The following is a 14,660-nucleotide window of genomic DNA, read 5'->3' on the forward strand; positions in this document are numbered from 1 at the left end:
CGGGGGTGGTCCAGGCTCGTACGGCGACGAACCGCAGCTGTTGCGGCGTGGACGGGCGTAGGTGGTACCGATGCGCTTCTCGGCCGGTGCGGGTGGACGTCCGGTCGGACACCCTCACGGCCCCGGCGGGGCCGGCTACCGGACCGCCCGCCGGACGGCCCGCCCGACCCGCGGTGCCCGTTTCGCGACCTGCGTCACCGCGTCCGCGAGTCTGTCGAGCACCGCGGTCGCCTGTTCGTCGGTGATCGTGAGCGGCGGGAGCAGCCGCACCACGCTGGAGTGCCGGCCGCCGAGTTCCACGATCAGTCCGCGCCGCAGGCACTCGCGCTGCACAGCGGCCGCCCGTTCGGGTGCGGCGGGCGGCGGGCCCCCGGGGGTCGCCGACGGCTTCTCGGGGTCCACGAGTTCGACACCGATCATCAGTCCCCGGCCGCGTACCTCACCGACGCAGGCGAAGTCGGTCTCCAGCTGCCGGAGCCGCGTGATCATGCGGCTGCCCAGTGCGGCGGCGCGCTCGGCGAGACCGTTCTCCCGGACGTACGCGAGGGTCGCGGCGCCTGCCGCCATGGCGAGCTGGTTGCCGCGGAACGTGCCCGCGTGGGCGCCCGGTTCCCATACGTCGAGGTCGTCGCGGTAGACGACGACGGCCAGGGGCAGGCTGCCGCCGATGGCCTTGGACAGGACCATCACGTCGGGCGTGACACCGCTGTGCTCGACCGCCCAGAAGGTGCCGGTCCTGCCGACCCCGGTCTGGACCTCGTCGGCGATCAGCGGAACGCCGCGCGCCGCCGTGATCTCCCGCATCCGCCGCATCCAGTCGTCGCGGGCCGGGATCACCCCGCCCTCCCCCTGCACCGGTTCGAGGATCATGCCCGCGGGGCTCGCCACCCCGGACTTGGCGTCGTCGAGCAGGGACCGCGTCCAGTGCGCGGCGAGTTCGGCCCCGCGCTCGCCTCCGACGCCGAAGGGGCAGCGGTACTCCTGCGGATAGGGCAGGCGGGTGACCCGTACGTCGGGAGCGCCGCCGGATGCCGCGAGCGCCCCCTCGGTCATCCCGTGGTAGGCGCCCGTGAAGGCGAGGATCCCGCTGCGTCCGGTCGCGGTGCGCACCAGTTTCAGCGCGGCCTCCACGGCGTCCGTCCCGGCGGGGCCGCAGAACTGCACGCGGGCGCGGTCGGCGAGGCCGGGCGGCAGGGTGCGGAACAGCTCGGTCGTGAAGGCGTCCTTGACCGGTGTGGCCAGGTCGAGGACGTGCAGCGGGGCGCCCGAGTCGAGGACCTTCCTGACGGCCTCCAGGACGACCGGGTGGTTGTGGCCGAGGGCCAGTGTGCCCGCGCCGGAGAGACAGTCGAGGTAGCGGCTTCCGTCGGCGCCCTCGATGGTCAGCCCGCGGGCCCGTACGGGGACGATCGGCAGGGCGCGCGCATAGGTGCGCGCCGCGGATTCGCGCGCCGACTGCCGCCGCAGGATCCCTTCCTGCGCCACGCGCGCCCCCGCCTCCGCGCTCGCTCCGGCGTCCGTGTGCGTCGTACACGCCCCGGCGTCCTCGTGCGCTCCGGCACCCTCGTGCGCCAACCGCACTGCCGCGTCCTCGTGCGCCGCGTCCTCCTGCGCCGTGTGCGGCTGCGCCGCTCTGCGCGTCGTGGGCGCCGCCTCGGGCGCAGACCCCGTCACCGTCACGTCTGTCGGTCCTCCCGCTGTCCAGAGGCGAGTCGCCCGCCCGTCCGTGGGAGGCGGCAGGGGGGATGAACGCAGCCGGAACGCCCCCCGTACGTACCAACGACGAGGACCGCGCGGGGCAACGGCGGAACGAAGATCCTCACCGTGACGGAACCGTTGCGGACCCGTCGGAAGTCCCCCACGGCAACGGCATAGTCTGTGGTGCCGTTCGGCGGTACTCGCTGATCAGCACCCACGGCCCACGCCGGGTCCGTACGGGTCCCCGGATCCGTACGAGGTCCCGGGCCGCGCCACAGAGTTGTTCGTTCACCTCCAGGGGGAGTTCACACCATGCGACCGATACGCCCGCTCTTCCTCGCCCGTCGGGGCAGGGGCCCGCGCCGCGGAACCTCCCCCGTGCTGGCCGCGGTCGGCCTGGCCACCGCGCTCGCCCTGACCGCCACCGCCTGCGGCTCCGGCGGGGACACCGAGGCGGGCGGTGAGCCGTCGGCCGCCTCGGCCGGTGACGGCAAGATCCAGGTCCCGGGCAACATCAGGGACCGGCTCAAGGAGCACGGGATCGACATCGACAAGTGGAAGGACGGCGCCTGGAAGGACTGGGACAGGGACGACTGGCTGCGTGAGGCGAACGACTACATCAACCCGGTCATCAAGGACCTGTGGGACCCGGACCGCATGCGCGAGGCCGAGAACCCGGACCAGGGCAACGGTGTCGACGAGAACGACCTCTCGGGCGACCAGGGGGTGACCGACCCCGAGCCGGCTCCCGTGCAGGCGCAGGCCGTCCCGGCGAAGTACCACGAGAACGCGCCCGAGGCGGGCAAGGTGTTCTTCGACTCCCCCGAGGGCACGATGGTCTGCTCGGCGACCGTGGTCGAGGACCCGGCCCACCCGGGCAAGTCGAACCTCGTGTGGACCGCGGGCCATTGTGTGCACGCGGGCGCGAAGGGCGGCTGGTACCGCAACATCGCCTTCGTGCCCTCGTACAACGACGGCGCCCTGTCGGCGACGCAGATCCAGGGTGCCACCAAGGAGCAGGTCGCCCCCTACGGCGTCTGGTGGGGGGACTGGGCGCAGACCTCGGACCAGTGGATCGAGCGGGGCGGTCCGACGGGCGGCGAGGGTGCCTCGTACGACTTCGCCGTCATCCATGTGACACCGGAGAAGGGCGGCGACGGCAAGTCGCTGGAGGAGACGGTCGGTTCGGCGCTGCCGGTGGACTTCGACGCGCCGGCCGTGTCGCAGGTCGGGGACATCACCGCGACCGGTTACCCGGCGGCGAAGCCGTTCGACGGCGAGACCATGCATCAGTGCACGGACAAGCCGGGCCGGCTCTCGATCGTCGAGTCCAACCCGACGATGTACCGCATCGGGTGCACCATGACCGGCGGTTCCTCGGGCGGCGGCTGGGTCGCCACGGGCTCGGACGGCAGGCCCGCGCTGGTGTCCAACACCTCGATCGGCCCGGTGACGGCCGGCTGGCTGGCGGGTCCGCACCTGGGCTCGGAGGCCAAGGGGATCTACGCCGCGGTGAGCAAGAAGTACGCGGCGCAGTAGCGGCGGCGCACGGACGGACGGCGGCGGGGCGGGTCCCACGGAAATTTTCACCGCGCGGCCCCCGTTCGTCCCCGGCTCCACCGGCATAGTGGGGTGGCACGGGGGCACGGGCTCCGCGGAGGCTCTTTCCCGCGTTCTCCGTGCCTGGTCCGCGGGTGAAGAGTGCACGTTCTATCGGGGGTAACCACACCATGCGTTCCATACGTCCGTCCTTCGCACGGCGTCGCGGACGGCGCCGTCCGCTCGCCGCCGCCGGGCTCGTCGCGGCCCTGGCGCTCACCGGTACCGCCTGCGGCCCGGACGAGGACAAGGCCGCCGACGGGCCGGCCGCCACCGGTTCCGGGACGTCCGGTTCCGAGACGTCCGGCACCGAGACGTCCGGCTCCGACGAAATCGAGATTCCGGCCGACATCGCCGACCGGCTCAAGGAGCACGGCATCGACGTCGACGCCTGGAAGGACGGTGAGTGGAGGGACTGGGACAAGGACAAGTGGCTCACCGAGGCCCAGGACTTCGTCAACCCGGTGATCGAAGGGCTCTGGAAGCCCGAGCGGATGCGGTCCGCCGACGACCCGGACAAGACGATCTCCGTGCAGGACGCGGCGGCCGAGCAGGGTGTCAGCGACCCGGCGCCCGCCCCGGTCAGGGCGACGCGCGAGAAGACGCCCTACCACCAGAACGCCGCCCCGGTCGGAAAGGTCTTCTTCGACTCGCCCGAGGGCTCGATGGTCTGCTCCGGCACGGTCGTCAAGGATCCCCGCCATCCCGGCAGGTCCAACCTCGTGTGGACCGCGGGGCACTGTGTGCACGCGGGCGGTGGCGGCGGCTGGTACCGCAACATCGCCTTCGTGCCCGCCTACAACGACCTCGGCAAGACGGAGGCCCAGCTGGGGAACGCCACCCAGCGGGAGATCGCCCCGTACGGCCAGTTCTGGGCCGACTGGGCCTCCACCTCCGACGAGTGGATCGCGGGCGGCGCGGAGTCGGGCGGCGCGGGTGCCCCGTACGACTACGCGGTGCTGCACGTGAAGCCGGAAGCCGGCGACAAGTCGCTCGAGGAGACGGTCGGCAACGCGCTCGCCGTCGACTTCTCCACACCCGCCGCCGCGAAGGCGGGCACGGTGGGCGCCTGGGGGTACCCGGCGGCCGCACCGTACGACGGTCTGATCATGCACAAGTGCGTCGGCCGACCGGGCCGGCTCTCGCTGAGCCCCGCGCTGCCGACGATGTACCGCATCGGGTGCACGATGACCGGCGGTTCGTCCGGCGGCGGCTGGTTCCGCGTCGTCGGCGGCAGGACGGTGCTCGTCTCGAACACGTCGATCGGCCCGGCCGACAGCACCTGGCTCGCGGGTCCGCAGCTGGGCAAGGGCGCCAAGGCGATCTACGACAACATGAGCGAGCAGTACGGCGCCAAGTAGCCGCCCCTGCCCGCATGTGACACGTACACGCGTGTCGCGCGCACCACGCGACACGTCCACGCGTACGACGAAGGCCCGCCCCCTGGAATTTCGCCACGAGGGGGCGGGCCTTCGGTCGACCACGGCCCCGGCTTCGGCCCGCGGGGTTCGGGCTGCGGGCTGCGGCCCGCGGGCTTAGGCCCGCAGGGTTCGGCCCGCAGGTTCAGGCCGCGGACGCCGGCACGTACGGGGCGAGCTCCGCCGCCAGTTCCTCGTGCACCCGCACCTTCAGCAGGGTGCCCTCCGGGGTGTGCTCCTCGGAGATCACCTCGCCGTCGGAGTGGGCGCGCGCGACCAGCCGGCCGAGCGTGTACGGCACGAGGGCCTCCAGCTCCACCGACGGGTGCGGCAGTTCGACGTCGATGAGCGCGAGCAGTTCCTCGATGCCCTGGCCGGTACGGGCCGAGACCGCGATGGAGTGCTTCTCGTTGCGCAGCAGCCGCTGGAGCACCAGCGGGTCGGCCGCGTCCGCCTTGTTGACGACCACGATCTCGCGCACCTTGGTGGCGCCCACGTCGCGGACGACCTCGCGCACGGCGGCCAGCTGCTCCTCCGGTGCCGGGTGCGAGCCGTCGACCACGTGCAGGATCAGGTCGGAGTCGCCGACCTCCTCCATCGTGGAACGGAACGCCTCGACGAGGTGGTGCGGCAGGTGCCGTACGAAGCCGACGGTGTCCGCCAGCGTGTACAGCCGCCCGGTCGGGGTCTCCGCCCGGCGCACGGTCGGGTCGAGGGTCGCGAACAGCGAGTTCTCGACCAGTACGCCCGCGCCCGTGAGGCGGTTGAGCAGCGAGGACTTGCCGGCGTTGGTGTAGCCGGCGATCGCGACCGAGGGCACCTTGTTGCGGCGGCGCTCCTGGCGCTTGATGTCGCGGCCCGTCTTCATGTCCGCGATCTCCCGGCGCATCTTCGCCATCTTCTCGCGGATACGGCGCCGGTCGGTCTCGATCTTGGTCTCACCGGGACCACGGGTGGCGAGGCCGCCGCCCGAGCCGCCGCCCATCTGCCGGGACAGCGACTGGCCCCAGCCGCGGAGCCTCGGCAGCATGTACTGCATCTGCGCGAGGGCGACCTGCGCCTTGCCCTCCCGGGACTTGGCGTGCTGGGCGAAGATGTCGAGGATCAGGGCCGTGCGGTCGATGACCTTGACCTTGACGACGTCCTCGAGGTGGATGAGCTGGCCCGGCGAGAGCTCACCGTCGCAGATGACGGTGTCCGCGCCGGTCTCCAGCACGATGTCCCGCAGCTCGTTGGCCTTGCCGGAACCGATGTACGTGGCCGCGTCGGGCTTGTCCCGGCGCTGGATGACACCGTCGAGCACGAGCGCTCCCGCGGTCTCCGCGAGGGCGGCCAGCTCGGCCAGTGAGTTGTCCGCGTCGGTCGCGGTGCCCGAGGTCCACACCCCGACGAGGACCACCCGCTCCAGACGGAGCTGCCGGTACTCGACCTCGGTGACGTCCTCGAGCTCGGTGGAGAGGCCGGCGACGCGGCGCAGGGCCGCACGCTCGGAGCGGTCGAACTGGTCGCCGTCCCGCTCTCCGTCGATCTCGTGGCTCCAGGCGACGTCCTCTTCCATCAGGGCATCGGCCCGAAGACCGTCGGGGTGGCTCTGCGCGCGGTTCTGCGTGTCCTGGGAGAAGGAAGAAGAGGAGGTCATTGGGTCCTTACGTCGGTGGGATACCTGGGTGACGGACCGGTCGCCCGTCACTGTGCACAACGTCCGCGGTCTCCGGGAGATTCCCGCCCGGGGCCCAGGGCCGTGCCGTCGACCCGAAGCGTCGTCGACGTGACGATGTTCGCACGGCACGCCCCGTCTCGTCACTCGAATTCCCGGCGGTTCGGCAGCCGCCGCGGCGCGGTTCGGCGGACGCCCCGGCGGCGTTTCAGCGGCTGCGCCCGGCGGTCTTTCCGCCGGGCGCGGCGCTGTGCCAGTCGGGGTGTCCGGGCATGGGCGGGGTCTTCTCCCCGTAGAGCCATGCCTGGAAGAAGCCGTCCAGATCGCGGCCCGCGATGCTTGAGGCGAGACGCGTGAAGTCCGCCGTGCCGGCCACACCGTCCCGGTGGACGCGGACCCAGGCGCGCTGCAGCCGCTCGAAGGCGGGCCGGCCGATCTCCTCGCGCAGCGCGTACAGGACCAGGGCACTGCCGTCGTAGACGTTCGGGCGGAAGATGCTGAGTTTCTCGCCGGGCTCGGCCTCCTTCGGCGCGGCGGGCGGGCCGCCCGCCCTGCGCCAGGTGTCGGACGCCCGGTAGGCGGCCTTCATCCGGGCCTCCACGGGCCTGTCGGCCTTCTCCTCGGCGTAGAGGGCCTCGTACCAGGTGGCGTGCCCCTCGTTCAGCCACAGGTCGGACCAGGTGCGCGGGGAGACGCTGTCACCGAACCACTGGTGGGCCAGTTCGTGCACCATGATCGACTCGACGTACCACTGCGGGTACTCGGAGCGCGTGAACAGCTCCCGCTCGAAGAGGGAGAGGGTCTGCGTCTCCAGTTCGAATCCGGTCCGCGCCTCGGCGATCAGCAGCCCGTACGTCTCGAAGGGGTAGGCGCCGACCTTCTCCTGCATCCAGGCGAGCTGGCCGGGCGTCTTCTCGAGCCACGGCCGCAGCCGCTCGCGGTCCTTGGCGGGCACCACATCGCGTACGGGCAGGCCGCCGGGGCCGGTCCGGCGCAGCACGGAGGAGCGGCCGACGGAGACCTGGGCCAGCTCGGTGGCCATCGGGTGCTCGGTGCGGTACGTCCAGGTGGTGCCCGCGGCGCGGCGGGTCTCTCCCGTGGGGAGCCCGTTGGCGACGGCCGTGTAGCCGTCGGGGACGGTGATCCGGAAGGTGAACATCGCCTTGTCGGAGGGGTGGTCGTTGCCGGGGAAGACGCGGTGCGCCGCGTCGGCCTGGTTGGCCATCACGAGCCCGTCCTCGGTCCGCACCCAGCCGCTCTGCTGGTCCTCGGTGGACACCGGGTCGCTGTCGTGGCGCACGGTGATCCGCATCGGGACGCCGGGCGGGAGCGGTTCCGCGAGGGTGACGACCAGGTCCTCGCCCGCGTTCCGGAACTCCACGGGGTCGCCGTCGATCTCGACGGACCGCACCGTTCCGTGCGAGTGGTCGAGATTGAGCGTCTCGAGCCAGCCCGTGGTGCGGGCGTCGATGACGGTGACGGCCGGGAGCGGTTCGGTGTTGCCGCCGGAATAGGTGAAGGCCAGGTCGTACGCCGTGACGTCGTAACCGGGGTTGCCCAGGTGCGGGAAGAGCCGGTCGCCGATACCGAGCGGTGACGGAGCGGGGGCGCTCGCGGCGACGAGGCAGACACAGGCGGCGGAGGCGAGGGCCGCCGTCCGCAGCCGGTGGGAGGGCTTCGGGCCTGACGACGTCCCGGTACGACCGGTACGGGGGGTGGTGCGGGTGCGCAGCATGGACCACGGCTATCAGCGACCGCGCGCCCTGCAGCGACGGCTCGCACCGAAGCCACCCGAACGGGCCCTCACGTACGAATCCGGGCGCCGTCGGAGCGCCCTTCGAGGGCGCGGGGAACTGCGCGATCAGCCCCGACGCACCCGCACCCGACCCTTTTCCCGCAGAGCGGCCCCGCTACGGAGCGTCCCGGCTACGGAGTGACCGGCTACGAAGTGGCCGACTGATGCTGGGCCCGGCTCACGTCGAAGACCCCGGGAACGTTGCGCATCGCCCGCATGAGCGCGGGCAGGTGGGCGGCGTCCGGAAGCTCCAGCGTGTACGTGTGGCGCACCCGCTGCTGGCTGGGCGGTTCGACGGTCGCCGAGACGATGGCGACCCCCTCCAGGGCGATGGCCTCGGTGAGGTCGGCCAGCAGGTGGGGACGCCCGAAGGACTCGGCGTAGAGCGTGACGCGGCACTCACTGGTGTCGCCCCAGCGCACCTCGACCTCGGCGCGCCCCGTGCCCTTCATGCGCTCCACCGCGGCGCACTCGACGCGGTGCACGGTCACCACTCCCCCGCGCACCGGGAACCCGGTGATCGCGTCGGGCGGTACGGGCGTACAACAGCCGGCGAGGCGTACGGTCGCGCCGGGCCGGTCCACGACGACGTCCGCGGCGGCCGGGCGGGCGGCGGGCCCGTCCGCGGCCGGACGGCGGGTCGCGGCGGGCGCCTCGGACGGGGCGGCGGACGCCGGGTGCGCGGCGAGCCAGCGGGTGATGGCGATCCGCGCGACGGGCGTGTGGGCGTGCTCCAGCCACTCCCTGGAGGGCTCGGAGGCCGGGTCCTGGCCCATGAGCAGCTGCACGGTGTCCCCGTCGCTCAGCACCGTGCTCAGCCTCGCCAGACGGCCGTTGACGCGGGCTCCGATACAGGCGTGCGCGTCCTCGCCGTACAGGGCGTACGCGGCGTCGACGCAGCTGGCTCCGGCGGGCAGTCCGAGGGTGCCGCCGTCGGGGCGGAAGACGGTGATCTCCCGGTCCTGGGCGAGGTCCTCGCGGAGCGTGGACCAGAACGTGTCGGGGTCGGGCGCGGCCTCCTGCCAGTCGAGGAGGCGGGAGAGCCAGCCGGGACGGGTGGGGTCGGCGCGCTCGCCGTCGGCGGGGCGGGTTCCGTCGCCGTCGGTCTGCTCCTCCGCGGGCGAGGCGTAGGGGTTGCCGAGCGCGATGACACCGGCCTCGGCGACCTTGTGCATCTGATGGGTACGGATGAGGACCTCGGCCACCTGCCCGTCGGGGCGGGCCACGGCGGTGTGCAGCGATTGGTACAGGTTGAACTTGGGGACGGCGATGAAGTCCTTGAACTCCGAGACGACCGGGGTGAGACAGGTGTGCAGTTCGCCGAGGACCCCGTAGCAGTCGGCGTCCTCGTTCACCAGGACCAGCAGGCGCCCGAAGTCGGCGCCGCGCATCTCGCCCCGCTTGAGCGACCTGCGGTGCACGGAGACGAAGTGCCGCGGCCTGATGAGGACCTCGGCCTGCAGTCCCGCCTCGCGCAGGACCGCGCGCACCTCCTCGGCGATCTCGGCGAGGGGGTCGTCGGCGCGCGAGGAGTTCTCCACGACGAGTTCGCGGGTGCGGGCGTACTCCCCGGGGCGCAGGATCGCGAAGACGAGGTCCTCGAGCTCGGTCTTGAGCGCCTGGACGCCGAGGCGTTCGGCGAGCGGGATGAGGACGTCCTTGGTGACCTTGGCGATGCGCTCCTGTTTCTCGGGGCGCATGACGCCGAGGGTGCGCATGTTGTGCAGCCGGTCGGCGAGTTTGATCGACATCACGCGTACGTCGCTGCCGGTGGCGACGAGCATCTTGCGGAACGTCTCGGGCTCGGCCGCCGCCCCGTAGTCGACCTTCTCCAGCTTCGTCACGCCGTCGACGAGGTAGCGGACCTCCTCGCCGAACTCCTCACGGACCTGATCGAGCGTCACTTCCGTGTCCTCGACCGTGTCGTGCAGGAGGGAGGCGGTCAACGTCGTGGTCTCCGCGCCCAGTTGGGCGAGGATCAGCGTCACGGCCAGCGGGTGCGTGATGTACGGCTCGCCGCTCTTGCGCATCTGGCCGCGGTGCGAGGACTCGGCCAGGACGTACGCGCGCCGCAGCGGGTCCAGGTCGGCGTCGGGGTGGTGGGCCCGGTGGGCCTCGACCACGTGACCGATCGCGTCGGGCAGCCGGTCGCGGGCTGCGGGCCCCAGGAGGGCGGCCCGGCCCAGGCGCCGCAGATCGATCCGGGGGCGGCCCCGCCTGCGCTGTGCCGCGGGCGTGATGGGGCCGGGCGTCGCGGGGTTCGTGGCCTCCGCACTCATGGGCACCTCCGGCTGCGTTGACCGGCGGACGGGGCGCCCCATGGCGTACGCGGCTCTGGGGATGACGTCATTCCCCCGTCCGGGCCGGTCCTTGATGCTACCGAGCCCACCACGCCCGACCGACCGGCTCTCGCCGAGCGTGAAACGGATCACCCATTCGAGCGAAGGTTCAGGGGGTCATGGTTTCGAGCCACGCGGTGTCGATGTCACCCTCCGCGACGATCACCGCGGGCCCGGTCATCTCGATCTCGCCGTCGGGATGCTCGGTGATCACGAGTCGGCCACCGGGCACGTCGACGGTGTAGGTGGCCGGAACTCCGGTCACGGCGGGGTCGACGCCGTCCCTGCGGGCGGCCGCCACGGCCACGGCGCACGCGCCCGTACCGCACGAGCGGGTCTCGCCGGAGCCCCGTTCGTGGACACGGAGAGCGACGTGACGAAGGCCACGGTCGACGACGAACTCCACGTTCACGCCGTCCGGGTACGCGGACGGCGGGCCGACCGGCGGCGGGTCGTACAGATGCCCGGCGTGGTCGAGGTCCGCCACGAAGGCGACGGCGTGGGGGTTGCCCATGTTCACGTTGCGCGCGGGCCAGCTGCGCTCGCCGACGGTCACGGTGACGTCGCCCTCGGGGAGGAGCGCCCGGCCCATGCCGACGGTGACGTCGCCCTCCTTGTCGAGGTGCACGCTCTTCACGCCCGCGCGCGTGGCCACCTTCAGGTCGCCCTCGGCCACATGTCCGGCGCGCTGGAGGTAGCGGGCGAACACCCGCACTCCGTTGCCGCACATCTCGGCGATCGAGCCGTCGCCGTTGCGGTAGTCCATGAACCATTCCGCTTCGGCCGCCATCGACCGGGCCTCGGGGTGCGCGGCGGACCGTACGACGTGCAGCAGGCCGTCCCCGCCGATGCCCGCGCGGCGGTCGCACAGGGCCGCGGCGGTGGCGGGGGGCAGGTCGACGGTGTTCTCGGGATCCGGGACGATCACGAAGTCGTTCTCGGTCCCGTGCCCCTTGAGGAAGGCGATCCGCGTGCTCATTCCCCGATCGTAAGGGTTCGGTACGACAGCCCGGCCGACCGGTCCGGCGGCCGGACGGGACCGGACCGCGCGCACAGGCGGCCGGACGGGCCGTGCCGGCTCTCCGGAGGCCTCAGCGCAGGCGGGCCACGCGCCACACGGCGAGCACCACGACCGCGGCGACGACGACGGCGTACGCGGTCACGACGCGCCAGTCGGGGCGGCGGGCGGAACCGCGCTGCGGCAGGCCGGGCCACGTGTAACCCACGCGGCGCGCGGCCATCATGCCCCAGCCGGCGGCGCAGGAGCAGATCAGCAGGCCGAGCATGGCGATCATGGCCCCGCTGTCGCCGAAGTCGAAGGCCAGCGGGAAGGCGAACATCAGGGAGCCGAGCGCGGCCAGCCCCACGATGGGGGCGAGCTGCCAGATGCGCATGCGGCGCTGGGGGCGGAGCTCGACCTCGACCTCGGGCCCCGGGTACATCTCGTCGGGCTCCGGTCCGTCGGCGGTGACCCCGCCGTCGGCGTCGTCGGGCCCGTCCGGGCTCAGCCGGTCCCCGCCGGGGTCCTGCTGGTCCTGTGCGGTGTCGCGCACCCCGCCGGCGACGGCGCTCTGCTCCGCGCCTGCTGCGGTGTCACGAGGGCCGGCCTCCATCGCCACGCGCCCTCCCCACTCGGACTCCACTTGGTCGATCGAAGCTCGATGATGGCACGGCCCCGGAGGCCCGGATGACGGCCGGAGCGTCCCGATGCCATGACGTGATCAGGCTGTGACCGGTCGTTCGGCCAATGTCAATGCGAGCCGCGGAAGTTCCGTGAGATCCGCCGCGGCCCCACTGAGCCAATGCACCCGCGGATCGCGTCTGAACCAGGAATCCTGACGGCGCGCGAAGCGCTTGGTGGCCCGTACGGTCTCGGTGCGCGCCTCTTCCTCGGTGCACTCCCCCGCGAGCGCCGCGAGCATCTGCTGGTAGCCGAGGGCGCGCGATGCCGTACGCCCCTCGCGCAACCCCTTCGCCTCCAGTGCGCGCACTTCTTCGCGGAGGCCGCCCTCCCACATGCGGTCGACACGGCGGGCGATGCGCTCGTCGAGCTCGGGCCGGGTCACGTCGACACCGATCTGCAGGGTGTCGTAGACGGAGTCGTGACCGGGGAGGTTGGCGGTGAAGGGCTTGCCGGTGATCTCGATGACCTCGAGGGCCCGGACGATACGGCGGCCGTTGCTCGGCAGGATCGCGTGGGCCGCCTCGGGGTCGGCGGCGGCCAGCCGGGCGTGCAGGGCGCCGGAGCCCCGCAGGGTGAGCTCCTCCTCCAGGCGGGCCCGCACCTCGGGGTCCGTACCGGGGAACTCCAGGTTGTCGACGGCCCCCCGGACGTAGAGGCCGGAGCCGCCGACGAGGATCGGCCAGCGGCCCTGTGCCAGCAGCGCGTCGATACGGGCGCGCGCGAGTCGCTGGTACTCGGCGACGCTCGCCGTCTCCGTCACGTCCCAGATGTCGAGGAGGTGGTGGGGGACCCCGCCGCGTTCCTCGTGCGTCAGCTTGGCGGTGCCGATGTCCATCCCGCGGTAGAGCTGCATCGAGTCCGCGTTGACCACCTCACCGCCGAGACGCGAGGCCAGGTGGACGCCGAGATCGGACTTTCCGGCCGCGGTGGGACCCACGACGGCGATGACCCGCGGAACGGGAGCAGCTCTACTCACCGCACCAGTCTCGCAAACCTCGGGGCCACTTCTCGAACGAGCGACGTGACGGCACGGGGCCGGGGTCGTTGCCTGTTGCGAGGTTCCGGCCGCCGGTTCGAGGACCGGTGACCCCGGGCGACGCAATGGGACGCACCGGGCGACGCGGGATTTCGCTCGCACGAGCAGTTTTTGGAGACGATATGGGCGTTTTTGCACGGCTTCTCGGCAGAGACAGGCCGAAGCCCGGGAAGACGGCGGCGGAAGAGGCGTCGACCGCCGGGGCGCAGGGTCGGGGTGGCGGGCGGGAGGCCGGGGTTCCGTCGGCGCCCGAGAGTGCGCCGCAGCCTGAGCCCGGGGCGGCGGCCACGGCTGCGGCTACCTCCACGGCTGCGGCTGCGCCTGCCGTGGCGTGCGAAGCCGACGATTCCGTGGCGGAGGCCGTGGAGATTCCCGCGCAGCAGTCCACCGAGAAGGTGGCCGACAGCGAGGCGGGCGACAGCAAGGTGGGCGACAGCGAGGTGGGCGAGGGCGCCCGTAGGTGACCGTCCTCCGCGGGGCGTCCTGGGCGGCGGCACATCGGTGGACGGTCTCGGAACCCTGCGGCTGCGGGCCGTCCGCCGCCGGGACGCCCCAGGTGCGCCGCGGCTCGTCACGCGGTTCCCCGCGCCCCTGACGGCGCCCGGCCGCTCACGACCAGGTGGCGACGAGGTAGCCCACGCCGTAGGGGGCGTCCTCGTACAGGAGGGTGCCGTTCAGGTCCGCTCCCCGCGCCGCGCCCGCCAGTACCTGCCAGGGGGCCCGGCCGGAGGCCTTCAGTTCGTGTGCCAGTTCCGTGTCCAGGGCCTTGAGGGCGGGCACGTCCGCCGCGGCCAGCGCACGGGCCACCGCCGCGTCGAAGCCCTCCGCCCGTTCGTCCAGGTAGCCCGGTGCCTTGAGCGTGCGGCACGCGCTCCCGTCGCCCATCACCAGCAGTGCGACCCTCCCCGCCCGCGCCGCGATCCGCTCTCCGGCCCGCAGGCAGTGCTCGGCGGCGAGGGATTCCCCCACACCGAGTCCCTCGACGGGGACGCCGGACCGGTCCGTGCGGCCGAGCAGCCACGCGGCGACCGCCAGCGAGGGTGGGAGCGTCGGTCCCACGGGGTCCGGTGAGGCCTCCGCCGTCCCGGTCCCGGTCCCGGCCCCGGTCCCGCCGAGCCGTACGTCCAGATCGACGCCGAAGCCGCGGAAGGAGCCGCGGGAGCCCTCGGGGTGGGGTCCGCGGCCGCTCTCCCCGGCGGGGCCGACGACCACCAACCGGTCCGGGCGGGCGGCGGCCAGCACCCCCAGGGCGTCCGCGCAGGCGACACGCGCCGCGTCCAGTTCGGGCGCGGCCCCCGCGGCGACGTCGGGCACGAGCAGGGGCGGGCAGGGGCACACGGCGGCGGCGACAAGCATGATCGGCAGCGTAACCCCGCGCGGCGGCCGGGTGTCACCCCGCGCGCGGGACGTCGGTACGCGATGGCCCCGCGGCCC

10 protein-coding genes are annotated in these 14,660 nt (G+C 72.9%); 2 read left to right on the forward strand and 8 right to left on the reverse strand.

The window, feature by feature from the left end:
* Positions 1–135: 135 nt before the first annotated feature.
* Positions 136–1,485, reverse strand: a complete 1,350-nt coding sequence (locus QFZ75_RS10850) for a diaminobutyrate--2-oxoglutarate transaminase family protein (RefSeq protein WP_307544367.1) — start codon at positions 1,483–1,485, stop codon at positions 136–138.
* Between the two features lie 525 nt (positions 1,486–2,010).
* Here QFZ75_RS10850 and QFZ75_RS10855 point away from each other — a divergent pair.
* Positions 2,011–3,237 (forward strand): serine protease, encoded by a 1,227-nt coding sequence (locus QFZ75_RS10855; RefSeq protein WP_307535978.1) that lies wholly within the window; start codon positions 2,011–2,013, stop codon positions 3,235–3,237.
* A gap of 191 nt (positions 3,238–3,428) precedes the next feature.
* Positions 3,429–4,658 (forward strand): serine protease, encoded by a 1,230-nt coding sequence (locus tag QFZ75_RS10860; protein ID WP_307535979.1) that lies wholly within the window; start codon positions 3,429–3,431, stop codon positions 4,656–4,658.
* Between the two features lie 202 nt (positions 4,659–4,860).
* On the opposite strand, the gene hflX is transcribed toward QFZ75_RS10860, so the two are convergent.
* From hflX to QFZ75_RS10895, 7 genes are all read right to left on the reverse strand, one after another.
* On the reverse strand, positions 4,861–6,354 hold the full coding sequence (gene hflX / locus QFZ75_RS10865) for a GTPase HflX (RefSeq protein ID WP_307535981.1): 1,494 nt from the start codon (positions 6,352–6,354) through the stop codon (positions 4,861–4,863).
* A 226-nt stretch (positions 6,355–6,580) separates the two neighbouring features.
* The gene (locus QFZ75_RS10870; protein ID WP_307535984.1) at positions 6,581–8,107 is read right to left on the reverse strand and encodes a M1 family metallopeptidase; all 1,527 of its coding nucleotides are present in this window, start codon (positions 8,105–8,107) and stop codon (positions 6,581–6,583) included.
* A gap of 206 nt (positions 8,108–8,313) precedes the next feature.
* Positions 8,314–10,446, reverse strand: coding sequence for a bifunctional (p)ppGpp synthetase/guanosine-3',5'-bis(diphosphate) 3'-pyrophosphohydrolase (locus tag QFZ75_RS10875; protein WP_307535986.1), 2,133 nt, complete (start codon positions 10,444–10,446; stop codon positions 8,314–8,316).
* Positions 10,447–10,615: 169 nt separating this feature from the next.
* Complete coding sequence (dapF, locus tag QFZ75_RS10880; protein ID WP_307535988.1) at positions 10,616–11,485, reverse strand: diaminopimelate epimerase; 870 nt, start codon at positions 11,483–11,485, stop codon at positions 10,616–10,618.
* Positions 11,486–11,597: 112 nt separating this feature from the next.
* Positions 11,598–12,119 (reverse strand): hypothetical protein, encoded by a 522-nt coding sequence (locus QFZ75_RS10885; protein ID WP_307544370.1) that lies wholly within the window; start codon positions 12,117–12,119, stop codon positions 11,598–11,600.
* 108 nt (positions 12,120–12,227) lie between these two features.
* Positions 12,228–13,166 (reverse strand): tRNA (adenosine(37)-N6)-dimethylallyltransferase MiaA, encoded by a 939-nt coding sequence (gene miaA / locus QFZ75_RS10890; protein ID WP_307535990.1) that lies wholly within the window; start codon positions 13,164–13,166, stop codon positions 12,228–12,230.
* Between the two features lie 669 nt (positions 13,167–13,835).
* Positions 13,836–14,582, reverse strand: a complete 747-nt coding sequence (locus QFZ75_RS10895; protein ID WP_307535992.1) for a class III extradiol dioxygenase subunit B-like domain-containing protein — start codon at positions 14,580–14,582, stop codon at positions 13,836–13,838.
* Positions 14,583–14,660 lie beyond the last annotated feature (78 nt).

This window comes from Streptomyces sp. V3I8 (assembly GCF_030817535.1).
In the GTDB taxonomy this organism is placed as follows: domain Bacteria; phylum Actinomycetota; class Actinomycetes; order Streptomycetales; family Streptomycetaceae; genus Streptomyces.